Source organism: Myxococcus sp. AM011 (genome assembly GCF_013372595.1).
GTDB classification, from domain to species: domain Bacteria; phylum Myxococcota; class Myxococcia; order Myxococcales; family Myxococcaceae; genus Myxococcus; species Myxococcus eversor.
On record NZ_JABXEM010000190.1, the window covers coordinates 1 to 23,276 of the forward strand.

Genomic DNA, 23,276 nt, shown 5'->3' on the forward strand with positions numbered 1-23,276 from the left:
GAGCGGAGCGCGAGGGCGGGGCACGGCCTCCTCGCTCACGAGGCGCGGACGCCTCACCCGGAGGCGCGTCCCAGCTCATGTCCGCGGAAGACGGACGGCCCCGGCCCCGCTCCTGAGGAGGAGGCGGGGGAGGCACCGGCGAGCCCGAGCTGCCCGAGGCATCGTCGTCCACCGGGACGACCTGGCCCTGGGCCTTCTCATCCGCGAGCCGGTCCGCGAACAGCGTCTCCATCAGCTCGGAGATCTGCACCGAGCCCGCCACCCAGCGCTGGCCGACGAGAATCTCCTCCAGCGCCGTCTGGAACGTCCGCGCGTCCCGGTAGCGGTCATCCGCGTTCTTGGTGACGGCCCGCATCACCACCGGGTCCATCTCCTCCGGCACGTCCGCCACCTGCGACGGCGGCTGGATGGCGCACTCCATGGCGGCCTGGAGCGTGGCCAGCTCCGAGTCCCGCTTCAGCGGGCGCACGCCCGTGAGCAGCTCGTAGAGCACCAGGCCAATGGCGAAGATGTCCGCGCGCCCGTCCAGCGGCTTGCCGGCGGCCTGCTCCGGCGCCATGTACGCGAACTTGCCCTTGATGGCGCCCGACTTGGTCAGCGACGCCTGGTCCGCGGCCTTGGCGATGCCGAAGTCCACCAGCTTCACCGAGCCGTCGAAGCTGATGAGGATGTTCTGCGGCGAGATATCCCGGTGCACCACGCGCAGCGGCCGGCCGGCGTCGTCCGTGCGGTTGTGGGCGTAGTACAGGCCCTCGCACGCCGCCGCGACGATGCGGATGGCCAGGGGACGCGCTATCCACTGGCCCGCGCTGGCCGCCTTGCGCATGACCCGGCCCAGGTCCTCGCCGTGGATGAACTCCATGGCGATGTAGTAGGTGCCGTTCGCCTCGCCGAACTCGTAGACCTGCGCGATGTTCGGATGGTTGAAGCGCGCCGCGATGAGCGCCTCGTTCCGGAACATCTCGACGAATTCACGGTCCTCCGCCAGATGCGGAAGGATGCGCTTGACGACGAGGTTCTTGTGGAACCCCTCGATGCCCGACTGACGCGCCAGCCACACCTCGGCCATGCCGCCGGTGGCGAGCTTCTTCAGGAGCTGATATTTCCCGAATGATTGAGGGTTCATCCCGGTACTCTGGCCGGGGGAGTTGGCTCAGATGGAATGCGATAGGGGTCGCCATCTTAGAGGACACCGGCCGCCGAGGCAAAGGTGGCTCGCACGGAATTCGGCCGGCGCGCTGATTGCCTGCCTGCTGGCGACGGGTGCGCTCGCCGTCACTCCGGGTGCGGATCAACTCCGCCTGGAGAGGCGTGGCGACGTCATGGAGCTGCGCTGGGCGGATGCCGAGGAGCGCCTGCAGGGTACGCTTCACCCCGCCCTCCCCCGCGAGGGAGAGCCCGCGCTGCTGTCGCTCCACGTGGGCGCGTTCCAGGGCGCCGAGTTCACCGGCCCGCTGACGGTGACGGTGCACCTGAAGGACTCGCCCGCCCAGGTGACGAAGACGCTGACGCGCGATGGCGTCAACTGGCACACGGAGCTGACCTTCGACGAGCCCGGCCTCTATGAGCTGGAGGTCCGCTACCAGAACCTGCACCTCAAGGTGCTGACGGGCTACGTCACGGTGGCCTCGCGGCCGTTGCCTCAGGGGTTGAGCTGGGGCCTGCTCATCCTGGCCTCTGGCACGGCGCTCGTGTGGGGTGTGCGGGGCGCGATACGGCGGCTGAAGGCCCCGACCTCGCCCGCGGGCACGTCCGACAGCGCCGAGGTGCCTGCTTCGGCAGGCCCGGCGGAGCCCACCGCGCCTGCCGCGCCCTCCGAGGTGAGCGGCTCCACCGTCCCGCCGACGGATGCGGCGTCCGACCGGTAACTCCTTCCACCGGCTGATCGACATTCGTACAGGGCCGGCTGCCCGCGCGGTGGAACTTTCGTTCCCACCCGTGGGCATGTAACGCCCTCGTCACGACGTTTTCCCGCCCTGGTCCGGGCGCTCGCCGTCCACCGCCGTCCTGCACCCGACGTTGTCGATTCGGGCATCGCAGTTGCACAAGAGCTCTCCCGGCTGCGATGGGGAGGCGGGGACATGGGCGGGTGGCGGGTGGATGATCTAGGGAGGCGGGGCCTCCTCATCGCGGTCCTCCTGAGTGGACCGGCGTTCGCGGAGGCCCAGGCCTCCGGAAGCGACGCGGGGCTGGACACCTCTGGTGCGGTGGCCGTGGAGGATCCGCTCTCGGGCGGCGTGGTGGATGGAGTGGAAGCGCCCGAGAGCGGACCACCGGAGGGCTCCGAGCCCCTGGAGCCCTCCCAGGACAAACTGCCGGAAGGAGCGCTGGCGCAGGCCCTGCCGCCGCGAATCCAGCCGGGAGACTCCAGCGGCGCGGTGAGCCCGGTGCCGCCGACGGGCGCGCAGCCCTCGCCGGAGGAAAAGAAGAAGAAGAAGTCGAAGCCCGGCGCGCAGCAGGAGGACTCGCTGGGCGAGGACGCCACCGCGCTCGACGACACGCCCGAGGACGAGGTGCAGACGGTGCGCGTCTTCGGCCGCGTCTACGCGCGCGCCAACGCGGACGAGCGCTCGAAGTACCAGCGCACGCTGAGCATCCCCTCCGCGCGCGTGGGCGTGGGCACGTCGCTGCCCAACCTGGAGGCCGAGGTGAGCGCGGACCTCGCGGACTCCAACATCCTCAAGGACGCCTTCGTTCGCCTCGCGGATGACGACAAGCGCTTCCGCCTCTATGGCGGCCAGTTCAAGGCCCCCTTCCTCCAGCGCCGGTTGGAGGGCTCGTGGAGCCTTCCCATCCAGGGACGCGGCCTGGTGGAGGACTACCTGGGCGGCACGCACGAGCTGGGCGGCCGTCGGATGGGACTGATGGGCGAGGTGCGGCTCAAGAGCCTCTGGGATGTCCGCGTGTCCGCGGGCGTCTTCCAGGGCTCCAAGGACGAGCTCGGCGTGCGCACCAAGGAGGACATGGCCGGGCGGGTGAGCGTGCGTCCGATCAAGAAGATGCTCACCCTGGGCGTCAGCACGTACGTGGCGGAGGCCCTGGACAGGGCGCGGCGGCACGCGGTGGCCGCGGACGCGGAGCTCAAGTTCGGTGGGCTGAACGTGACGGGTGAAGTCGTGACGGGACGGCTGCCCGTGGGTCCATTCACCGCGCAGTTGCTGCTGGCGAGTTGGACCGTGCCCGTGACGACGGAGTGGGCGCTCCAGCCGGTGGTGGGAGCGGAGGGGTTGCAGTTGAGAGGGGATGTGGAAGGTCGGGGCCACTCGCTGCTCGGGGGTCTCAACCTTCTCTTGGGGAGTCGTTTTCGGGGGCAGTTCCAGGTGGAGCGCGCGTTGCGGCCAGGAGACGAGGCGCCGGGCCTCGAGTACTCGCTGCAGCTCGCCACCCGCTTCTAGTCACGGAGACACGTCATGCTCTCGTTCGCCGAGGGAGAAGTGACCCGACTCCGGCGTGAGTTCAAGCTGGTGCTCGGGGAGCAGGCCGCGCTCGCGCTGTGCGCGCGGTTGTCGATGGAGCTGGGCGGACAGGCGCCGCGGCCCACGCGAATCGTATCCGTCTATTTCGACCGGCCGGGCTGTCCGTTGGCGTCGCGCGCGCTGCGCACGCCGGAGGACTGCCTCAAGGTCCGCACGAAGGAGTACTCGCCGGACGTGGGTGCTGGCGGCGTGGAGCGCGTGGTGCTGGAGGTGAAGCGCGAGCGTCACGGCCTCACGCAGAAGCGGCGGGTCTGGGTGCCGCGCTCGGACCTGGGGCGCGTGTTGCGAGGGGGCGCGCGCCTCTTGCCGCTCATCACCGGAGGAAGCCTGTCGCCGGTGCTGGCGGTGACGTACCAGCGGCACGTGTATCAGGCGTCGCAGGCGTGGCGGGTGACGGTGGACAGGGACATCGGCTACCACCACGTTGCCCCGGAGCTGGCGCTGTCCCAGCTTGCCCTGACGGCGGAGCGGCTGGGACCACCGCTGTGGAACGAAGGGCGCGTGGTGGTGGAGGTGAAGCACCTGGGGCAGGAGCTGCCCGACTGGCTGTCGTCGCTCAATCCGGGCGGCGCGCCGACGTACAGCAAGTTCGCTGAGGGGATGGCGAAGGTTCACGCCTTCGCCGTGGATGGGGTCGCGAGGGGATAAGGCACCGTGTTCATCGACTTCGAGGGGATTGACGGCAGCGGCAAGACGACGCTCTCCAACCTGCTGGCCGGGAGGCTGAAGAAGCTCGGCTACCGGGTGGCGCACGCACGGGAAGGAGGCGAGCTGCGCTCGTCCACGGCCCGGCGCGTACGGGAGCTGACGCGCGATGCGCGCCTGCTGGAGATGTCGCCACGCGCGGAGTTCTTTCTCAACCTGGCGCGCGACGCGCAGCAACTGGAGGAAGTGGTGGCGCCCGCGCTCTCGCGGGGCGAAGTCTGCATCACCGACCGATACCTGTACTCGCAGCTCGCGCTGAGCGGCGGTGGCCGGGGACTTCCCATGTCGGAGCTGCGGCCCGCGTGCGAGCTGGCCTCGCAGGGGCTGTGGCCGGACCTGGTCATCCTCGTGGACGTGGACCCGGACCTCGCGCGGTGGCGCAAGCGACTGGGCAAGTCCCAGTCGGGGCGAAGCTCGGACGGAGACAGCCGCAAGGGGCTGGCGGGCGCGGGCCTGGCGGTGCGCGTGCGCGAGTCCTTCCTGGCCCTGGCCAAGGAGGACCCCCGGCGCTGGCTCATCTTGGAGAACAACGACGCGCCGCTGCACGTGCTGGAGCAGCGGCTGGTGGACGCGGTGGTGGCGCGGCTGGAGGGGCGTGACACGCCCGTGCAGCGCATCGTCCCCGTGCCGACAACGCCCGTGCACTCGGGCCCCGTCGCGGTGGAGGACGTGGAGGCGCGCTTCTTCCATGCCCTGGACACCGTGGAGGTGCGCGAGCCGTCGCTCGCGGTGTGGATGCTGGGCGGCCTTCCCGGGCTCCGGGCGCACCAGCGCCGGCTGGATTTCGTGGAGCGCTTCCCCGCCCTCATCGCACGGGGCCTCCAGGGCCTGGGCGATGACGCGGCGTGGACGTTGCGCGAGGTGCTGGCCCCGCTGTCCCCCGCGCAGGTGGCGGTTGGACTGGGTGGAATCACCGGCGCGCGAGCGTCGATGATGCGCGAGCGGCTGTATGCCCAGGCACCGTCGGAGGTGCTCCAGGGACTGAAGGGCGACAGCTCGCCCCAGGCGTGGGCGCTGCGCGAGCGCGGCATGAAGGACGGACGCCTGGGCGACGTGTTGCTGGGGCTCTCCGGCGTGGACGGCGAGGAGTCCTGGGTGGTGCGCGAGGCCGGGGTGCAGCGCTCGCTGTACACGGAAGTGGCGCGCAGCCTGGGAGGCCTGACGGATGCGCGGGCGGACGCGCTGCGCGAGGTGCTGCTGCCCCATGACCGGCTGGCGGTGCTGCGCGGCACCCAGGGGCTGGACACGCCCGTGGCTCGCGGACTGCGCGACGCACTGGCGGGCAAGGCGCTGAAGCTGGTGCTGCGCTCACTGACGGGGCTCGACTCGGAAGAGGCCTGGGCGCTGCGCGAGCGCGGGGCACCGAAGACGAAGGAGGCGCTGGACTCGGTGGATGGCATGAACGACCCGCGGGCGTGGAAGCTGCGGGTGGAGCATGCGAAGCGCTGGCCCGCCACCGTGCTGTCCTCGCTCAAGGGGCTGCCGCTGGGGCCCGAGGCCCGCACGCTCATCTCACGGGTATTGGAGGCCAGCCCCACGAGCCTGCCGGTGTTGCGCAACGCTTATGCGGTCATCGCCACGGCGTCGACGCTCGACGGCCGGGGCACCACGGTCCGCCCAAGCCGCGTCGTCGCGGAAGCGGCCACACAGCTGGTCGAGCTCTAAAGGAGCCCCGACATGGAGGCCACGATTCCGGCGCTCTTCGAGAGCGCCAAGGCGGAGATGAGTGCGTTGTCCATCACCGTGATGCTGCCGCGGATGCTCGCGGCGGCGTTCATCGGCACGGTGCTGTCGCTGCGGCCCTGGCGGTTTCTCATGCGCCGGGCATTGCCGAAGGCGGACATGATTCAGGCGCAGGTGCTGCTGTGCGCGGCGGCGGCGGTCATCACCGCCGTCATCGGCGACAGCGTGGCCAAGGCCTTCGGGCTGGTGGGGTTGGGCGGCTTCGTGCGCTTCCGCTCTGGTCTCAAGGACCCGCGCGACGCGGCCATCCTCTTCCTGATGATTGGCCTGGGCATGGCGTGTGGCCACGGCAGCCTGGGGCTCGCGGGCGTGGGCACCATGTTCGTCGCGGCGCTGCTGTTCGTCATCGACTTGTTCAACCGGGAGGCGCCCGTGGCGCCAGTGAAGCAGCGGCTCCTGGTGTCCGCGCAGGCCGATGACCTGGTGGGCGCGGAGGCGTCGCTGAGGAGCGCGCTGGGCGAGCGCAACGTGCTGGTGAAGAGCTGCGCGCTCGACTTCGACGGGCGGCGGCTGGAGCTGGAAGTGGAGGAGCCCGTACCCGGCTCGCTGACGGCGGCGCTGGGACGGACGGAGGGCACGCCCCTGCGGGGGCTGCGGTGGACGGCGGTAGGCCCCAAGGGGACACGGGAGGAGCTGACATGAGACTCAGGTGGGTGGTCGCGCTCGCGGCCGGATGGTTGCTCGTGGGTTGTGGTGGTGGAGGGAGCCTGCCGGGCGGAGATGGACCCGGTCCTTCCGGACCGGGCGGAGACGTGGGACTGCCAGGTGAAGGAGGCAAGAACCCGAACGACAACAACCCGGATGAGTCCAAGACGCTGTGGCCGCTCACGACGGGCTCCACGTGGGTCTACGACATCCAGGACCCGGTGCATGGCAACTTCCAGAAGCACGTGACGGTGCAGGGGCCGCGCGAGGTGCCGGGGGCTCCGGCGGGGACGACGGGCGTGCTGGTGCACAGCCGGCAGGACCGCGTCGCCACCGGCATCCTCTACGAGGAGTATTCCTGGCAGCTGGAGCAGAGCAACGGGCTAGTGGTGCGGCTTCGCGAGGAGGACCACCGGGACGGCGTCCAGGTGCGAACCACCACGTGGGCCCCCGCCACCGTGAAGTCCCTGGCGCGCGCGCCGGCCGCCCTGCCCTGGTCCTTCACCAGCGCCGTGCAGGAGCTGACGGTGATGGGTGACGGCAGCAAGGAGGACAGCGACCCCACCTATACGTGGCGCGTGCAGGAGGTGGGCGTGACGGTGCAGACGCGGGCCGGCACCTTCACCAACGCCATCAAGGTGCGCCGCGAGAAGCTCACTGACGCGGGCGAGGTGAAGGAAGGCAAGGAGCGCACGTACTGGCTGGTGCCCGGCGTGGGCAAGGTGCGCGAGGAGGGTGAGCGCACCGAGGACCTCGCGTCCTACGACATCAAGAAGTAGCGCCCGGTGGGACAGGCGTGGGGCGTGCGAGGGCCTGCCTCGCCGCCTGGCGCCTGTCTCCTCACCGGATGAAGGTCGCCGAGTGAACGGTTGGGCCTCCGTCCCGAAATGGTTCGGGAGGAGGCTGCATGCATCGGAAGACCCGCTTCAACCCACTTCCCCTGGCCGTGGCCCTGACCTTGGTGTCGGGCGTGGCCTCCGCGGGCGTCCTCGCTCGCGACCCCTACCTCCAGAAAGTCGGACCGGACACCGCCCTGGTGGCGTTCCGACTGGCGGCCAACTGCTCGCCCGAGGTGCGGTACGGCGTGGGAGCGGTGAGCGAAGTCGCCCGCTCGGAGGCCTCCGGCCGCGTCCATGCCGTGGTGCTCACCGGCCTGAAGCCCGCCACGGAGTATTCCTACGAGGTCAGCGCCTGCGGCCTCAAGACGCCGACCAAGCGATTCACCACCGCGCCCGAGCCCGGAACACGCCGCGTGCACTTCGCGGCGGTGGGTGACTTCGGCACGGGTGGCTCGGACCAGAAGCTGGTGGCCGCCGACATGCTCGCGCGCAAGCCGGAGCTGTTCGTGGCCCTGGGTGACAACGCCTACCCGGATGGCACCGAGGCCGACTTCCAGGACCACCTCTTCGCCCCCATGGCCGCGCTGCTGGCGGAAGTGCCTCTCTTCGCCTCGCCCGGCAATCACGAGTACGTGACGGACCAGGGGCAGCCGTACCTGGACAACCTCTACATGCCCACCAACAACCCGGCGGGCTCGGAGCGCTACTTCTCCTTCGACTGGGGGCACGTGCACTTCGTGTCGCTCGACTCCAACTGCGCCATTGGCCTGTCGTCCGCGGAGCGCTGCTCGCTGGCGGACCAGAAGGCGTGGCTGCAGACGGACCTGGCCGGGACGACGCAGCCATGGAAGGTCGTCTTCTTCCACCACCCGCCCTGGTCCAGCGGCGAGCACGGCTCGCAGCTCACCATGCGCCGCCAGTTCGGCCCCCTCTTCGAGAAGTACGGCGTGGACCTGGTGCTGACGGGGCATGACCACAACTACGAGCGCAGCAAGCTGATGCAGGGTGACGGCGTCGCGTCCTCGGGCGGCATCCCGTACCTGGTGGTGGGCGGCGGCGGCGCGGCCCTGCGCGCGTTCTCCGTGGGCCAGCCGAGCTGGAGCCAGGTGCGCGACAACAAGGCGCACGGCTTCCTCGACGTGGAGGTGGTGGAGGGCGTGCTCACCGCGAAGCTCATCACCACGGACGAGAAGGTGCTGGACAGCTTCACGCTGCGCAAGGACCTGCCCCCCGTGGAACAGCCGCCCCCGGCGGATGCCCTGTCCGTCACGGTGGAGGGTGAGCGCGGCGTGGCCCCCCACCGCGCCCTCTTCCGCGCGGCGACGTCCTCGGACGTCCCGGTGACGTGGGACTTCGGAGACGGTGGCTCGGCCGAGGGCATGACGGCGGAGCACACCTACGCCAAGGCCGGCCAGTACACGGTGACGGCGACGGCGGCCTTCGGCGCGGTGACGCGCACGGCGACGTCCGTCGTCACCGTCAGCGCGGCGTCAGGTGGCGAGACGGGTGGCGGCACCGACGCCGGGACCCCCTCGACGGGCACTCCGGACGACCGCCCCTCTCCGCCGACGACGGGCACGCCGAGCACCGACGACGAAGGCGGCTCCGGCGGAGGCTGCGCCGCGGGTCCCACCGCCGCCCTGCTCCCCGCCGCGGGCCTGCTGGTGGCCGGTCTGCTCCGTCGGCGCCGCGCCAGCCAGCGCCCCTGAACCCCCTCCCTCGCTCCCCTCGGGTGAGCGAGCTCCCCGCCCGGGTGTGTCGGTGGACCGAGCGTCCCCGACCACCCGGGTTTGCTTTCCCCGCTTGTCAACCCGCCCGGGGGATGCAAAGGCCCCTGCAGCCATGGCCCAGAAATCCAAATCCCGCCCCACCTCGCGCTCGTCCGCGACCTCGCGCCCCTCCTCCGGGACCTCGCGCTCGTCGGGGACCTCGCGCCCCTCCTCCGGGGCCTCGCGCTCTTCGGGGACCTCGCGCCCCTCCGCGACCTCGCGGCACCACACCGCGAAGAAGTCCACCAACGAGCGTCCGCACAGCAAGAAGCCCACGCTCAAGGAGCAGGCGCGCTCTCCCCGGCCCGTGAGAGAGGACCTGGTGCTCCAGGCCTGCCTGGAGGCGTACGCGCTGGTGCGCCATGAAGGCCGCCTGTCGGACCGGGCCCTGGACTTCACGCTGCGCCGGAAGACCAACCTCTATTCGTCGGAGCGCCGCGCCGTCGCCGAGCGCGTCTACGCCCTGCTGCGCCGCCAGCGCACGGTGGACTTCCTCCTGTCCCGCGCCCACCCGGGCTTCGAGTCGCTGGACTCCACCCGTCAGGACGTCCTGCGCCTGGCCGCCTCCCGAATCCTCCACGGTGAAGCGCTGGGCGATGTGTCGCGCACCTCGTCGCTGACGTCCGTGGATGCCTCCGCCCTGGGCGCGCTGCCCCAGGCCGCCGCCGCGCTGGAGGCCCTGCCGGAGAAGAAGCGCTTCCCCATCGCCGCCTCGCTGCCGGACTTCCTCGCCGAGCGCTTCCTCGCTCTGTACGGCAAGGACGCCGCGCGCGCCGCCGAGGCGATGAACGAGCGCGCTCCCCTCACCGTCCGCGCCAACCTCCTCAAGGAGGACCGCGACGCGCTGGCGAAGCGCCTGGCCACCGAGGAGGTGGAGTGCAAGCCCTCCCTGCTGTCTCCCATGGGCCTGCACCTGGAGACGCGCATGAACGTCTTCTCGCTGGAGACCTTCCGCGAGGGCTTCCTCGAAATCCAGGACGAGGGCAGCCAGTTGCTCGGCATGCTGGTGGACGCGCCTCCCACGCGCGTCGTGGATGCGTGCGCGGGCGCGGGCGGCAAGACGCTCCAACTGGCCGCGCAGATGAAGAACCGGGGAGACCTGCACGCGTTGGACATCGACACGCGGCGCATGGAGGACCTCAAGAAGCGGGCCCGCCGCGCCGGGGTGCACAACGTGCGCGCCCAGCTCATCGCCGCGGAGGGGCCGGAGGCGGACTCCTCGCTGGACTCGCTCGCGGGCAAGGCGGACCGGGTGCTGGTGGACGCGCCGTGCAGCGGCACCGGCACGTTCCGCCGCAAGCCGGACGCGCGCTACCGCCTGACGCCCGAGCAGTTGGCCGAGCACGTGGCCCGGCAGAAGGCGCTCCTGGAGCGCTTCTCGCGGATGGTGAAGCCCGGTGGCCGGCTCATCTACGGCACGTGCAGCGTGCTGCGCGAGGAGAACGAGGCCGTCATCGAGGACTTCCTCTCGCGGCACCCCGAGTACACCGTGCGCCCGGTGGCGGAGCTGCTGGGGCCGGAGCTGGGCGCCAAGGTGGGCCCCGGCCCGTTCCTGCGCCTGGCGCCGCACCTCCACGGCACCGACGGCTTCTTCGGCGCCGTCCTCGTCCGAGCGAAGTAGCCTGCCTGGAAGAAAGGCCCGGCCATGTCCCCTTGCGTCCGCTACCGCGTCACCCTGCCCCGGCCCCACTCGCACCTCGTGGATGTGGAGGTCACCTTCCCGGCGGGCCCCACCGTCCTCGACGCGCTGATGCCGGTATGGACGCCGGGCAGCTACCTGGTGCGCGAGTTCGCGCGGCACGTCCAGGACCTCACGGCGACGACGCAGGACGGCTCGCCGCTGACGGCGCGGCGCGTGGACAAGCAGACCTGGCGCGTGAATGCCGGAGGCCAGGCCGTCACGCTGCGCTACCGCGTCTACGCCAATGAGCTGACGGTGCGCACCAGCCACGTGGACGGCACCCACGCGTACCTCAACGGCGCCACCGTGTTCCTCTACACGGAGGCCACGCGCGGCCTGGAGCACCACGTCACGGTGGAGGCGCCCCAGGGCTGGAGCACCTTCTGCGCGCTGGGCCAGCGCGGCGGCGCCTTCATCGCGCCGGACTACGACACGCTGGTGGACAGCCCCTTCGAGGTGGGCCCCCACACGCCGCTGAGCTTCACCGCGGCGGGCGTGCCGCACGACATCGTCGTCTGGGGTGACACGCCGGCGGACCCGGACCGGCTGTGCGCGGACTTCCAGCGCCTGTGCGAGGTGCAGGCGCGCCTCTTCGGTGGGCTGCCCATGCAGCGCTACCTCTTCCTCCTGTACCTGACGGACAAGGGGCGCGGAGGCCTGGAGCACCAGGCCAGCACCGCCCTGCTCTTCCCTCGCACGGCGCTGTCCACCGGCCGGGGCTGGGAGGACTTGCTGACGCTGGCCGCGCACGAGTACTTCCACCTGTGGGTCGTCAAGCGGGTGAAGCCCCGGGCGCTGGTGCCCTTCGACTACTCGAAGGAGAACTACACCTCCCTGCTGTGGGCCTTCGAGGGCACCACCGCGTACTACGACAACCTCATCGTCCGGCGCGCGGGGCTGATGTCCGCGCAGCGCTACCTCACGCGACTGGGGGAGACGCTCACCGCGCTGCACTCGACGCCGGGCCGGCGCACGCAGACGCTGCTGGAGGCGTCGCTCTTGAGCTGGGTGAAGCACTACCGGCCGGACGAGAACTCGCCCAACAGCGCCATCTCCTACTACCTGAAGGGCGAAGTCGTCTCGGCGCTCCTGGACCTGGAGATCCGCCGGGCCACCAGCGACGCGCGCGGGTTGGATGACGTGCTGCGGCTCTTGTGGCGGCGCCACGGAGATGGCTCCGGAGTGAATGAGGACGGCGTGGAGGCGGCGGCGAGCGAGGTGGCGGGAGTGGACCTGACGCCCTTCTTCGACCGCGCGCTGCGCACCACGGAGGAGCTGGACTACTCCGTCCTGGCGCACGTCGGCCTGGAGATGAACTTCCGCACCCGGGAGTCCGCGAGCGACAGGGGTGGCACGCCGCCCAAGGGCAAGGAGTCCAAGCCGAAGGGCTGGCTGGGCGTCACCCTCAAGGGGAACGCCACGGTGGCCACGGTGCTGGAAGGCTCGCCGGCGCAGGAGGCGGGGCTGTACGCGGAGGACGACGTGGTGGCGCTCGATGACTGGAAGGCGGACGGCGCCGCGCTGATGAGCCGCTGCGAGGACCGCAGGCCCGGGGAGACGGTGCGGGTGACGGTGTTCCGCCGCGACAAGCTGCTGGAAGTCCCGGTGGTGCTGGGCGCCAAGCCCGTGGAGGCCGTGTGGCTTTCGCGCGTGGACAAGCCCACCGAGGCGCAGAAGTCCGCGTACCAGGTCTGGCTCGGAGCCCCCTGGGACGAGGCCCCTGGCACGACGTAGGCTGCCGGGCGGATGCCACACTCCACCCCGTCCTTCTGTCAGCGACATCCCAAGGCCCTCGCCGGATGGCGCTGCAATACCTGCGGCGCGGCGCTGTGCCCCGAGTGCGCCGTGGGGCGCCGCGTCCAGACGGTGGAGCTGGAAGCGTGCGGCCTGTGCGGTGGCGATGCTCGAACCCTGAGCATCCACCGGGGCGTGGTGCCGCTGTCGCACCGACTGAAGAAGGCCTGGCGCTACCCCTTCTCCGCCGCCGGGCTCCAGCTCCTGATAGCGCTCGGCCTGTTCCTCACCGTGGTGAGCTGGCTCACGGAGATGTCCTTCCTGATGATGCGCGCGCCCCTCATCGCGCTCTATGGAGGCCTGTTCTGGGCGACGTTCTTCGGCCTGGTGCGGGAGTCCGCGCGCGGCGACACGTCGCTGGACATCCCCGACTTCAACGACGTGTTCCGCGACGCCATCATCCCCGGCCTGCGCGGGCTGATGGTCTTCGTGCTCGCGAGCCTTCCGGCGCTCGCCTACGGATACCTGGCCCACCGCGGCGCCTCCGCGAAGCTGGACGCCTTCGCCTGGTTCCTCCAGTGGCAGCTGCCGCCGGGCCTGCTCTCGGACCCCGTGTTCTGGGGCCTCTTGCTGGTGGGCGGCCTGTGGCTGCCCATGGGGCTCCTGCTCGCCGCGACGGGCCAGCCGCCGTGGCGCATGCTGGACCCGCGCCTGGTGCTCGGCCTGGCCCGGGGCCTGGGCTCCGACTACCTGCTGACCACCGCCACCCTCGCGGTGCTGGTGCTGCTCCAGGGCGTGGCCCATGCCGTGGCCGGCGGGCTCCGCGCGCTGGAGTGGCTGGTCATCTCCCGCTTCCTGTCGGAGTGCGTCACGCTGGTCGTGCCGTTCCTCGCGGCGCACGTGCTGGGCCTGCTCCTGTACGTCCGGGGGGACCAGGTGGGCTACGGAGACGCCCGGGACTACCTGGAGCCCGTGCTGGGGAGCACCCGGCCGCTGCGGGACGCGCCCTCGCTCCACGCCATGGGGGGCCTGACGGAAGGCCGCGCGGAACCGGGTTCGCCTCCGGAGGAAGCCCCAGCGACACGGGTGGACGCCACCGAGCAGCTCTCCGCCCTGGCGACAGCGGTGGGCGCGCGCGACGTGCCCCGGGCCCTGGAGCTCTATGCCGCGCTGGAGCAACTTCCCTCCTCGCGTGTGCCCTCGGAGCACCACCTGTTCATCGGGCAGGCCGCGGCGGTGGAAGGAAACTTCCCATTGGCCGTCACCGCGTTGGAACGGGCGGCGGACGTGGCACCGGATTCACCCACCGCGCCCCGCGCCCTGGTGATGCTGGCGCGCGTGCTGGGCGAGCGGATGAACGACACGGCCCGCGCGGAGGAAGTGTACCGGTACGTGCTGCACCGCTACCCCGACACCAGCGCCGCAAGGTACGCAGGTGAACGCACGAGGCTCACTTCCGACTGAGTCGGGCATTGCCGAGCGCGCGCGCCGTCATCACCTTCCACGCATGATTCGGGTGCGTGGACTCTCATGGCTCATCGGACTCAGCCTGCTCGCGGGATGTGATGACGCGCCTCGCATGGAGCGCGGCCTCGACGACTGCGAGGCGACGCTGATGGCATTGCGCGTGGCGGTCGTCTCGGCGGACGGCGCGCGCGTGCGTGGCGCCACCGTCACGGCCACCAACCTCACCTCCAACGCGAGCGTCTCCGGCGTCACCGACGGCGACGGCGTCACCACCGCCGTCAATGAGCGGCTCGCCCCCAGCCCGGTACGAGTGGTCGCCACCGCCGGCTCCAAGATTTCGCCCGCATCGCGCGTCGAATGGGTGTGTGACACCTGCAACTGCGTACCTGAACCGGCCGAATTGACGCTGGAGCTGAGTCCGTAGGAACTCATCTGGCCTCCAACTTCTCCGGGCTTCCCAGTGATTTCCTCGGGAGAAATCACCGGGGAGGTTGAATTGAGCCGGTCGCCTGCGGTACGGCTGTCTGCATGCGTCAGACCCGCATGCCCGCCTCGTCGCGTCACTCCCCCGTCCTCGGAGCCACCCACCAGTCGGGCGCTCCCGTGTGTACGGCGGTGGGGACGTGTTGTGGTGGGCACCGCGTTCCCTCATCGGGGAGTCCTACCGTTCCGGTAGCCGCTCGGGTCCGCAAGCATGTCCATCGATAGCCGGGAACAGTGGCTTCAGTGTGCCCTCGGTGAGCTGACCGAGCGCTTCGTCACCCAGGCGAACCCCGTTCCGAACGGCCTGTTGGAGGCGCTCGACGCGGATCCGCGACGGGGCGCCCAGGCGCTCGCCCGGCGCATCAGGGCCCGGCAGGAGAAGAACCGCTCCGAGGGTCAGCGGCTGCGGCACCTGCTGCGCTTCGAGACGGAGCTGTGGGAGCAGGGGCACATCCACGTCGCGGGCGTGGACGAGGCGGGCATGGCACCGCTGGCAGGCCCCGTCACCGCCGCCGCGGCGGTGCTGCCCCGGAGCTACCGGCTCAAGGGGCTGGACGACTCCAAGAAGGTGCTGGACGCCGAGAAGCGCGAGGCGCTGGCGGTCGCAATCAAACGCGACGCCGTCGCCTGGGCGGTGGGCCACGCGGAGGTGGAGGAGATTGACCGCCTCAACATCTACCACGCGGGGTTGCTGGCCATGCGCCGCGCGGTGGAGGGCCTGGGGCTCAAGCCCGACTACGTGCTGGTGGACGCGCGGACGATTCCGCAGTGCCCCTCGCCCCAGCGCGGCATCATCAAGGGCGACACGCTCTCCATGAGCATCGCGGCGGCCTCCATCCTGGCCAAGACGACGCGCGACAAGCTGATGGCGGAGCTGGACACGCGCTACCCGGGCTATGGCCTGGCGGAGCACAAGGGCTATCCAACGGCGCGCCATGTCCAGGCGCTGAAGGAGAAGGGCGTGCTGCCCATCCACCGGCGCAGCTTCGGCCCGGTGAGAGAAGCGCTGGGTCTGGTGACGGCGCCTTCCGAAACTTCCCCCGTGCAGGCGGAGCTGTTCGCCGCCGTGCCGTCTCCCACGAGGAGAGAGTCATGAGCACGGACCGCGACATCGACGGCTGGCTGTCGGACCGAGGAATCACGCTGACGGAGACGCGAGTACGCGCCCGCGGCGTGCTGGAGGATGCGGGCCTCACGCGTCCAGGCAAGGTGCGCATGAGCGAGCCCAAGCTGCAGAAGGCGGCGGAGGTGCTCGACGGGAGATTCTTCCCCGTGTGCGCGGATGGCGCGTGCCTCAAGGTGGCGCAGGCCAGTGGCCGCGAGCCGCTGCGGGTGGAGCCTCGCAGCCACTGCGCGCGCTGCGGAGGCTCGGCCAACCACCGGGCGGAGGTCGCCTTCGTGGAGACGTGCAACCGCCTGGGCGTGCGCAAGGTGGTGGTGGTGGGCGGCTCTCCGGCGGTGCGCGAGGAGCTGGAGGCGAAGCTGGGCCACCACATCGACCTGCGCATGGTGGACGGCACCGAGCGGCGCACGTCGGACCGGGCCCGGAGTGATTTGGAGTGGGCGGACCTGGTGCTGGTGTGGGGCGCCACGGAGCTGCACCACAAGGTGAGCGGGCACTACACCCATGGAGGCCCGGCCTACAGCCGCAAGGTCGTCCATGTGGTGCGCCGGGGCGTGGCGGCACTTCTGGAGGAAGGCATGACGCATATGGAGAGGGCACGCTGAGCCGCTGACACGTCACGCACGGAGTCCTTGCCCCGCCCGGGGCCTGTCGTCAGGCTTCGGGCATGAAGACCGAGCTCATCCTGCTGCGGCACGGCGAGACGGAGTGGAACGCGCTGGGGTTGCTCCAGGGCCACCGGGACAGCCCGTTGAGCGCCGAGGGGCTGCGTCAGGCGGACGCGCTCGCGGCGCGGCTGTCCACCCTCTCCTTCACCGCGCTGTACAGCAGTGACTTGGGCCGGGCCCTGCAGACCGCCCGGCGCATCGCCGCGAAGACGGGGCACGAGGTCCACGCGGACGCGAGGCTGCGGGAGCGCGGGCTGGGAATCCTCGAGGGGCTCACCCGGGAGGAGGCGAACCAGCGCCACCCCGAAATCTTCGGCCCGTACGCCACCAACGCGCCGGACTACGTCGTCCCCGGAGGGGAGAGCACGTCCCAGCGACTGGGCTACGCGGTGGAGTGCCTGGAGGAAGTGGGCAGCCGCCATCCCGGGGAGCGCGTCGTCGTCGTCACCCATGGGGGCGTCTTGAGCAGCTTCTTCCGCCACAGCCTGGGGATTCCGCCCAACACGCCGCGCGCCTTCTCGGTGCTCAACGCCTGCTGGAACCAGTTCGACTACCACCAGGGCGCGTTCCGCCTGGTGACGTGGGGCGATATCACTCACCTGCGCGACGACAGCCTCGACGACACCTGAGCGTCACGACTGGCTTCGTGGGGCCGCACGAAGCCGCGCACCTCGACACCTGGCGCGCGAGACACAGACACAGCACACCCGCCCGACTCGGCGCGAGAGACTCAGACCTCAGCGCGCTTGCCTGAATCGGCGCGCGCCACCCGTAACGGGCTCGGCTGGGGCGCCGCGAGCAGCGCACGAGCCTCTTCGACGGCGGTGAGCACCACCTCGGCGCCCTGCTTCATCTGCTCCACGGTGTGCGACGACATCACCTGCATGCGGAAGCGGGACTCGCGGATGCGCACCGCGGGGTACTCCACCAGGTTGGGGAACACACCTCGCTCGAACACCAGCTTGGATGCGACGCGCGCCACCTTCGGGTCGCCCAGCGGTACGGGTACCACGTTGGAGGGCTCGCCCAGACACTTCACCCCGCGCTCGGCGAACGCGGCGCGCAGCGCGAGGATGTTCTCCATCGCCTTCGCGCGCAGCATCGTTCCCTCCTCCGAGCGGACGATGCGCAGCGACTCCATCGCCACCGCGGCCTGCACGGGCACCAGCGCGTTGGAGAAGATGTGCGGCCCGCCCATGACACGCACGAACTGGCGCACCGCCGCCGAGCGCGTCGCCACGAAGCCACCGTTGGACGAGAACGTCTTGGAGAAGGAGCCCACCACCAGGTCCACCTTCCCGAGCAGCCCCTGCGCGCCCAGGCTGCCCGTGCCCCGAGGCCCCAGCGCGCCCAGGTCATGCGCCACGTCCACCAGCAGCGTCGCGCCGAACTCGTGACAGATGCCCTGGAGCTCCTCGATTCGAGGCACGTCCGAGTCCATGGAGAACAGACCCTCGGTGACGACGAGGATGCCGTTGGCCGTGTCGGTGGCGCGCAACTCCTGCAGCTTGCGGCGCATCGCGCGGTTGTTCAGGTGCGGCACCCGGCTCACCTTCTGCGTCGCCGCGTTCGCTCCCTGCTGGAGGCTCGCGTGAGACAGCGCGTCCAGCACCACGTGGTCCTCCGGACGCACCAGCCCGGCGATGGCGCCGAAGCCCGCGCCCCACCCCGTCGCGAACAGCGCCACATGCGGCATCTCCAGATGCTCCGCGAGCGCCTGCTCCAGCTTCAGCGACGGCGCCGTGTTGCCACCGAACATCCCGGAGCCCGCGCTGTGCACGCCGAAGTCATGGATGGCCCGGTGCGCCGCCTCCACCACGGACGGATGCGTCGACAGCGCCAGGTAATCCTGCGAGCCGAAATTCAATCCCTGCCGCGCAACCCCTGTCTCGCTTCGCACGGCACACTCGGCCGTGGGCGCCCCCTCCAGGCTCCGCGAGTACGGCCACAAGCCACTCTGCCGCCGCGACTCCTGCCACTCGAAGAACGCCTCCGTGCGGCCCAGCAAATCGGGCCCCGTCGGGTGCGTGTAATTGGCGATGAAATGGGTGAACAGCGGCGAGTCGAGCTGATCGCGGAGATTCATGGACACATCCGAGGGGGGAGGGATGACGACGCGGAAGAGGACCTGGGGCGTCGGCTCGGGGGGGTCGAGCGCGGCCTTTAATGCCCCTGCAATCTTCCAGTGTCAACAACTCCTCAACACCTGATTATTTCGGATTATGAGCGCGGATTCAACTTCGCACGTCGAGTGAAATCCAGGGAAAGTCCGACCTGAGTAGTTCCCCTTAGAACACCCGAGTTCCCACGTCCCATCGACGAGGGCGGGGCTCCAAGAGAGCCCCCACCCTACCCGTCGGGTGTGTGGCTATTCGTCGTTCTGCTGGAGCGTGGCGAGGACGTTGAGGTCCTCGAGCGTGGTGGTGTCCTGGGAGGACTTCTTGCCCGCGGCGACGTCGCGCAGCAGCCGGCGCATGATCTTCCCGGAGCGTGTCTTGGGCAGCGCCTCCGCGAAGCGGATTTCATCCGGCCGGGCAATCGCGCCAATCTCCTTGGAGACGTGCTGGGCCAGCTCCTTCTTGAGCTCGGGCGACGGCGCGTGGCCCTGCTTCAGCGTGACGAAGGCCACCAACGCGGTGCCCTTCAAGTCGTCGGGGCGGCCCACCACCGCGGCCTCGGACACGCGGGCGTGCGAGACGAGAGCGCTCTCCACCTCGGCGGTGCCCAGGCGGTGGCCAGCCACGTTGACGACATCATCCACGCGGCCCATCAACCAGAAGTAGCCGTCCGCGTCGGTGCGCGCGCCGTCGCCGGTGAAGTACTTGCCGGGCAGCTCGCTGAAGTACGTGCGCACGTAGCGGTCCGGGTCGCCGTACACGGTGCGCAGCATGGAGGGCCACGGCTGGGTGACGAAGAGCAGTCCACCCTGCCCCTTCGGCACCACGTTGCCCTCGCGGTCCAGAATCTGGGCGTGGATGCCCGGCAGCGGCAGCGTGGCGGAGCCGGGCTTGGTGGGCGTGGCGCCAGGCAGCGGCGAAATCATGATGGAGCCCGTCTCCGTCTGCCACCACGTGTCCACGACGGGGCAGCGTCCGCCGCCGATGACGTCGCGGTACCACATCCAGGCCTCGGGGTTGATGGGCTCGCCCACGCTTCCCAACAGGCGCAGCGAGGACAGGTCCTTCTTGCGCGGGTGCTCGTCACCCAGGCGCATGAAGGCGCGGATGGCGGTGGGCGCGGTGTAGAGGATGGTGGCCTTGTAGCGCTCGATGATGTCCCAGAACCGCTCCGGCCCCGGGTGCGTGGGCGCGCCCTCGTAGATGACCGTCGTCGCGCCGTTCATCAGCGGCCCGTAGACGACGTAGCTGTGCCCCGTCACCCAGCCCACGTCGGCGGTGCACCAGTAGACGTCCTCCTCGCGCAAGTCGAACACCCAGCGCGTGGTGAGCGATGCGTTCACCGCGTAGCCGGCCGTGGTGTGCAGCACCCCCTTGGGCTTCCCGGTGGAGCCGGACGTGTAGAGGATGAACAGCGGGTGCTCGCTCTCCACCCACTCGGGCTCGCAAGTGTCGGACTGGTCCTTCACCAGCGCGTCCCACGCCACCAGCTTCGAGTCGTTCAGCGACAGCGAGTCGCCGGTGCGCCGCAGCACCACCACCTTCTCCACGGTGGTCATACTCTTCAGCGCGGCTTCCACGTTCTTGAGCAGCGGCACCACCGCGCCCTTGCGCCAGCCGCCGTCGGCGGTGAGCACCACCTTGGCGCCCGCGTCGTTCATGCGCTCCTGGAGCGCCTCCGTGGAGAACCCGCCGAACACCACCGAGTGCACCGCGCCGATGCGCGCGCACGCCAGCATCGCCACCGCGGCCTCGGGCACCATGGGCAGGTAGATGCCCACGCGGTCACCCTTCTTGACGCCCAGCGACTTGAGGCCGTTGGCCAGCCGGTTCACCTGCGTGGACAGCTCACCGTAGGTGATGCGGCGGCGGTCTCCGGGCTCGCCCTCGAAGAGGATGGCGGGCTTGTCACGGCGTGTGGCGAGGTGCCGGTCCAGGCAGTTGTAGGCCAGGTTGGTGCGCCCCTCGACGAACCAGCGCGCGTGCGGCGGCTTCCAGTCGAGGACTGTCTTGAAGGGCTCCTTCCAGTACAGCTCCTCGCGAGCGCGGTCTCCCCAGTACTTGTCCGGGTCCTTGGCGGCCTCGTCCCACAGTCGCTGGTAGTCCTCCATGCTCCGCAAGTGGGCGCGCTGGGAGAACGCCTGGGGCGGTGGGAAGACGCGGGTCTCGGATAGGACCGAGACAATCTCATCGTGCGTTTCAGCCATGGGCTCCTCCACGGAGTGGGCGACAGCCCCTCTGTTCTAGGAACCCGCGAGCCCAGGCTCAAGCACGCTATTCGCAGCGCTTCGCTTCCTTGACGGCTTCAAAACGCATCCACAGCTCGCAGGCGCACTCGGCGGGCCGCTGCGTCGCCTCGTAGCGCACGCGCATCACCCCGTCGAAGCGCGTCCCGCACTGCGTCGTGGCGTCGATGTGGAAGCTGGCCTCGTCGAGCAGGCACTCCTGCCCTCGCACCCTGGCCGAGGCGTTCACGATGGTGCCGTCGATGGCGAAGTCGTCGCCCTCGGCGAGGAAGTAGCCGATGAGCTGCATGTTGAGCAGTCCGAAGTCCAGGCGGACGACGCGCCCCGTGACTTGGAGGGCGCCGCGGAACTGGTCCTGGTTGGCGGCGAAGAGGCCGCACTCGTCGCGGAAGATCTCCACGGGGGTGAATTCATATTCCCCCGCGTCCTGGTGGAAGGGCACACAGCCCGACATGGCGCTCACGAGAAGGGCGGGCAGGAGCAGGCGGAAGCGTCTCACGGTGGACACGGCGCGCACCATACTCCACGGACGCATCGAGTGCAGTGCGGACGTGGAGGTCGGGGTAGACTGGGGACCATGCCCGAATACCGCAACCCCAAACCCACGGTGGACTGCATCATCGAGCTGCCGGGAGAACGCATCGTCCTCATCCGTCGCGCGAATCCGCCCATCGGCTGGGCCCTGCCGGGCGGGTTCGTGGACGAAGGCGAGCCGCTGGACGCGGCGGCCATTCGCGAGGTGAAGGAAGAGACGGGAATGGACGTGAAGCTGGTGGAGCAGTTCTTCACGTACTCGGACCCGAAGAGAGACCCCCGGCAGCACACGCTGTCCACGGTCTACATCGGCACGGCGGAGGGCGAGCCGCGGGGCTCCGATGACGCGGCGGAGGCGCGCACCTTCACGCTGGATGCGCTGCCGAACGACCTGTGCTTCGACCACGGAACCATCCTCTCCGACTACCGCGCATACAAGCGGACCGGACAGCGGCGGAAGTTGTAGGGAGCGGCCGTCCCGGATGCACTACGCACTCGTCCTGCTCGCCCTCGGGGCGCTGTTGGCCCTGCACGAATTGGGGCACCTCGTCGCCGCGCGGTTGCTCGGCGTGAGGGTGCCTCGGTTCGTCTTCGGGTTTGGTCCTCCGATGGCGTCCTTCCGGGTGGGAGGGACGCAGTTCGTCGTGGGCGCGGTGCCGCTGGGCGCCACCGTGCACATCCAGGGGATGAATCCGCACCGCGCGGACGCGGACGAGGCCGTGAGCTTCCGGGCCATGGGGCCGCTGCGTCGCGCGCTCATCATCCTGGCGGGTCCGCTGGCCAACTACCTGTTCGCGTTGGGGGTCCTCTTCGCGCTGTACACGTCCGGCACGCACGTGGTGGTGCCGCTGACGGTGGGCACGGTGCGGCCCGGCTCGGAGGCGGCGCGAGCGCAACTGCTTCCGGGAGACCGCATCGACACGGTGGACGGGCAGCCCCTGCGCACCTGGAAGGAGTTCGTGGAGAAGGTGGCGGTGGGCGTGGGCCGCACGCTGGAGCTGCGGGTGGGTCGGCACGGGGAGTCGCGCACGGTGAGCGTGCGGCCCCGCGCGGATGAGCGCGGCGCGGGACGTATCGGAGTGAGTCAGCAGTACGTCTATCGCTCGCATGCGCCGGGCGAGGCGCTGGGCCATGCGTTCGTCCACACGATGAACCTCGCGTCGGAAGGCGGGGCGATGTTCGTGCGGCTGGTGCGCGGTGGCCAGCCACATGGAGGCCCGACGGGGCCCGGAGCGCTGGTGCGGCAGGAGTCGTCGGATGCGGCGTCCTCGGGTACTGACTCGGTGCTGCGGGCCCTGGTGGCCGCATCGATGGCGCTGGCGTTGCTGACGCTGTTGCCGGTGCCCGGGTTGGATGGTGGGCGGGTGCTGTTGCTGATGATTGAGGTGGCGAGCGGCCGCAAGCTGCCGCCGCGCGTGGAGACCGTGGCGCAGACGGTGGGCTTCCTCGCGATTTCAGCGGTCATCGTCGCGGTGGCCGCCGCGGAGATTCGAGGCGCGGTGCCCGAGCGGTTCAGGTGGGGGACGCAGGCCGCCACGGCGACGACTCCGGTGACTGGAACTCCGTCCTCACCTGGAACGGGCACGCCTGTCGTCGCGGGTTCGACGACGGCGCCTGCCGGCCTCGGAGGAATCGGCGCACCTGCCGTCACGAGCCCTGGTGGTCTCGTGGTGCCAGGTGTCACGGGCGCTACTGGACCCGGCGCGCCTGCTGTAACGGAAGCAGGTGCGCAGACTCCGCTTGTTGTGACTGGCGCGAGTGGAGCGGTTCCTCCTGCTGTCGCTGGAGCAGGTGCGCCCATTCCGCCTGCTGCCACCGGTGCGAGTGGCTCGGTTGCGCCAGCTGTCACCGGAGCCGCCGGACCCTCGGGCCCGGGCGGCCCCATGCCCGCTGTCGCCGGAACCACTCCTCCCACCGACGCGGGAACGACGGGCTCCGCAGCACCCGCCACCACCCCGCCAGGCGGACCGGGTGCCCCCGCGACAAACGAAACGAATCCACCCTCCCCCGCGACAGGCAGACCGGGAGCGCCTGGAACCACCGCAC

20 protein-coding genes are annotated in these 23,276 nt (G+C 70.4%); 16 read left to right on the forward strand and 4 right to left on the reverse strand.

The genetic code is table 11. The annotated features are described in order from the left end of the window. Nucleotides 1–1,126 (reverse strand): serine/threonine-protein kinase (locus HUW62_RS32135; protein WP_176436569.1); only part of this gene is annotated, 1,126 nt, incomplete at its 3' end. A 196-nt stretch (nt 1,127–1,322) separates the two neighbouring features. Here HUW62_RS32135 and HUW62_RS32140 point away from each other — a divergent pair. The 14 genes from HUW62_RS32140 to HUW62_RS32205 all read left to right on the forward strand — a co-directional run bounded on the left by HUW62_RS32140 (nt 1,323) and on the right by HUW62_RS32205 (nt 16,962). Continuing rightward, complete coding sequence (locus HUW62_RS32140; RefSeq protein WP_240356756.1) at nt 1,323–1,868, forward strand: hypothetical protein; 546 nt, start codon at nt 1,323–1,325, stop codon at nt 1,866–1,868. Between the two features lie 213 nt (nt 1,869–2,081). Next, nucleotides 2,082–3,395, forward strand: a complete 1,314-nt coding sequence (locus HUW62_RS32145) for a hypothetical protein (protein ID WP_176436570.1) — start codon at nt 2,082–2,084, stop codon at nt 3,393–3,395. A 15-nt stretch (nt 3,396–3,410) separates the two neighbouring features. Further along, nucleotides 3,411–4,124 (forward strand): VTC domain-containing protein, encoded by a 714-nt coding sequence (locus HUW62_RS32150; RefSeq protein WP_163868330.1) that lies wholly within the window; start codon nt 3,411–3,413, stop codon nt 4,122–4,124. Between the two features lie 6 nt (nt 4,125–4,130). After that, nucleotides 4,131–5,846 carry a dTMP kinase gene (gene tmk / locus HUW62_RS32155; protein ID WP_176436571.1) on the forward strand — a complete coding sequence of 572 codons (1,716 nt, stop codon included), beginning with the start codon at nt 4,131–4,133 and terminating at the stop codon, nt 5,844–5,846. 12 nt (nt 5,847–5,858) lie between these two features. After that, entirely contained in the window at nt 5,859–6,566 is a 708-nt protein-coding gene (locus HUW62_RS32160; RefSeq protein ID WP_176436572.1) for a DUF4956 domain-containing protein, read from the forward strand. After that, a complete protein-coding gene (locus HUW62_RS32165; protein WP_176436573.1) occupies nt 6,563–7,348 on the forward strand; it encodes a hypothetical protein in 786 nt (261 codons plus the stop codon). Before HUW62_RS32160 ends, HUW62_RS32165 begins: the two co-directional genes overlap by 4 nt. Nucleotides 7,349–7,476: 128 nt before the next feature. Beyond that, the gene (locus HUW62_RS32170; RefSeq protein WP_176436574.1) at nt 7,477–9,117 is read left to right on the forward strand and encodes a metallophosphoesterase; all 1,641 of its coding nucleotides are present in this window, start codon (nt 7,477–7,479) and stop codon (nt 9,115–9,117) included. A 133-nt stretch (nt 9,118–9,250) separates the two neighbouring features. Then, on the forward strand, nt 9,251–10,798 hold the full coding sequence (locus HUW62_RS32175; RefSeq protein WP_255203763.1) for an RsmB/NOP family class I SAM-dependent RNA methyltransferase: 1,548 nt from the start codon (nt 9,251–9,253) through the stop codon (nt 10,796–10,798). A gap of 24 nt (nt 10,799–10,822) precedes the next feature. Then, complete coding sequence (locus HUW62_RS32180; RefSeq protein ID WP_176436575.1) at nt 10,823–12,592, forward strand: M61 family metallopeptidase; 1,770 nt, start codon at nt 10,823–10,825, stop codon at nt 12,590–12,592. 12 nt (nt 12,593–12,604) lie between these two features. Further along, a complete protein-coding gene (locus tag HUW62_RS32185; protein ID WP_163868323.1) occupies nt 12,605–14,056 on the forward strand; it encodes a tetratricopeptide repeat protein in 1,452 nt (483 codons plus the stop codon). Nucleotides 14,057–14,099: 43 nt separating this feature from the next. After that, a complete protein-coding gene (locus HUW62_RS32190; RefSeq protein ID WP_163868322.1) occupies nt 14,100–14,483 on the forward strand; it encodes a carboxypeptidase-like regulatory domain-containing protein in 384 nt (127 codons plus the stop codon). Between the two features lie 270 nt (nt 14,484–14,753). Next, nucleotides 14,754–15,638 carry a ribonuclease HII gene (locus tag HUW62_RS32195; protein ID WP_163868321.1) on the forward strand — a complete coding sequence of 295 codons (885 nt, stop codon included), beginning with the start codon at nt 14,754–14,756 and terminating at the stop codon, nt 15,636–15,638. Beyond that, complete coding sequence (locus HUW62_RS32200) at nt 15,635–16,270, forward strand: hypothetical protein (RefSeq protein ID WP_163868320.1); 636 nt, start codon at nt 15,635–15,637, stop codon at nt 16,268–16,270. The genes HUW62_RS32195 and HUW62_RS32200 overlap by 4 nt, the downstream gene beginning before the upstream one ends. A 62-nt stretch (nt 16,271–16,332) precedes the next feature. After that, nucleotides 16,333–16,962 (forward strand): histidine phosphatase family protein, encoded by a 630-nt coding sequence (locus tag HUW62_RS32205; protein WP_176436576.1) that lies wholly within the window; start codon nt 16,333–16,335, stop codon nt 16,960–16,962. Nucleotides 16,963–17,063: 101 nt separating this feature from the next. Here HUW62_RS32205 and HUW62_RS32210 read toward each other — a convergent pair whose 3' ends face one another. The 3 genes from HUW62_RS32210 to HUW62_RS32220 form a co-directional block, all read right to left on the reverse strand. Beyond that, nucleotides 17,064–18,419, reverse strand: coding sequence for an aminotransferase class I/II-fold pyridoxal phosphate-dependent enzyme (locus tag HUW62_RS32210; protein WP_176436577.1), 1,356 nt, complete (start codon nt 18,417–18,419; stop codon nt 17,064–17,066). Nucleotides 18,420–18,701: 282 nt separating this feature from the next. Beyond that, nucleotides 18,702–20,657, reverse strand: coding sequence for an acetate--CoA ligase (acs, locus tag HUW62_RS32215; RefSeq protein ID WP_176436578.1), 1,956 nt, complete (start codon nt 20,655–20,657; stop codon nt 18,702–18,704). A gap of 67 nt (nt 20,658–20,724) precedes the next feature. After that, nucleotides 20,725–21,204, reverse strand: coding sequence for a hypothetical protein (locus HUW62_RS32220; RefSeq protein WP_240356752.1), 480 nt, complete (start codon nt 21,202–21,204; stop codon nt 20,725–20,727). Nucleotides 21,205–21,273: 69 nt separating this feature from the next. On the opposite strand from HUW62_RS32220, the gene HUW62_RS32225 reads away from it, so the two are divergent. Continuing rightward, entirely contained in the window at nt 21,274–21,696 is a 423-nt protein-coding gene (locus HUW62_RS32225; protein WP_176436579.1) for an NUDIX hydrolase, read from the forward strand. Between the two features lie 16 nt (nt 21,697–21,712). Further along, nucleotides 21,713–23,276: M50 family metallopeptidase (locus HUW62_RS32230; RefSeq protein ID WP_176436580.1), on the forward strand; the 1,564-nt coding region annotated here is incomplete at its 3' end.

Bases quoted from the DNA above. Each gene is read 5' to 3' on its own strand.
- HUW62_RS32200 (WP_163868320.1), top strand. From the start codon at position 15,635: ATGAGCACGGACCGCGACATCGACGGCTGGCTGTCGGACCGAGGAATC.
- HUW62_RS32150 (WP_163868330.1), top strand. From the start codon at position 3,411: ATGCTCTCGTTCGCCGAGGGAGAAGTGACCCGACTCCGGCGTGAGTTC.
- HUW62_RS32210 (WP_176436577.1), bottom strand. From the start codon at position 18,419: ATGAATCTCCGCGATCAGCTCGACTCGCCGCTGTTCACCCATTTCATC.
- HUW62_RS32160 (WP_176436572.1), top strand. From the start codon at position 5,859: ATGGAGGCCACGATTCCGGCGCTCTTCGAGAGCGCCAAGGCGGAGATG.
- HUW62_RS32185 (WP_163868323.1), top strand. From the start codon at position 12,605: ATGCCACACTCCACCCCGTCCTTCTGTCAGCGACATCCCAAGGCCCTC.
- HUW62_RS32140 (WP_240356756.1), top strand. From the start codon at position 1,323: ATGGAGCTGCGCTGGGCGGATGCCGAGGAGCGCCTGCAGGGTACGCTT.
- HUW62_RS32145 (WP_176436570.1), top strand. From the start codon at position 2,082: ATGGGCGGGTGGCGGGTGGATGATCTAGGGAGGCGGGGCCTCCTCATC.
- HUW62_RS32170 (WP_176436574.1), top strand. From the start codon at position 7,477: ATGCATCGGAAGACCCGCTTCAACCCACTTCCCCTGGCCGTGGCCCTG.
- HUW62_RS32175 (WP_255203763.1), top strand. From the start codon at position 9,251: ATGGCCCAGAAATCCAAATCCCGCCCCACCTCGCGCTCGTCCGCGACC.
- HUW62_RS32165 (WP_176436573.1), top strand. From the start codon at position 6,563: ATGAGACTCAGGTGGGTGGTCGCGCTCGCGGCCGGATGGTTGCTCGTG.
- HUW62_RS32190 (WP_163868322.1), top strand. From the start codon at position 14,100: ATGATTCGGGTGCGTGGACTCTCATGGCTCATCGGACTCAGCCTGCTC.
- HUW62_RS32225 (WP_176436579.1), top strand. From the start codon at position 21,274: ATGCCCGAATACCGCAACCCCAAACCCACGGTGGACTGCATCATCGAG.
- HUW62_RS32205 (WP_176436576.1), top strand. From the start codon at position 16,333: ATGAAGACCGAGCTCATCCTGCTGCGGCACGGCGAGACGGAGTGGAAC.
- HUW62_RS32180 (WP_176436575.1), top strand. From the start codon at position 10,823: ATGTCCCCTTGCGTCCGCTACCGCGTCACCCTGCCCCGGCCCCACTCG.
- HUW62_RS32195 (WP_163868321.1), top strand. From the start codon at position 14,754: ATGTCCATCGATAGCCGGGAACAGTGGCTTCAGTGTGCCCTCGGTGAG.
- acs (WP_176436578.1), bottom strand. From the start codon at position 20,657: ATGGCTGAAACGCACGATGAGATTGTCTCGGTCCTATCCGAGACCCGC.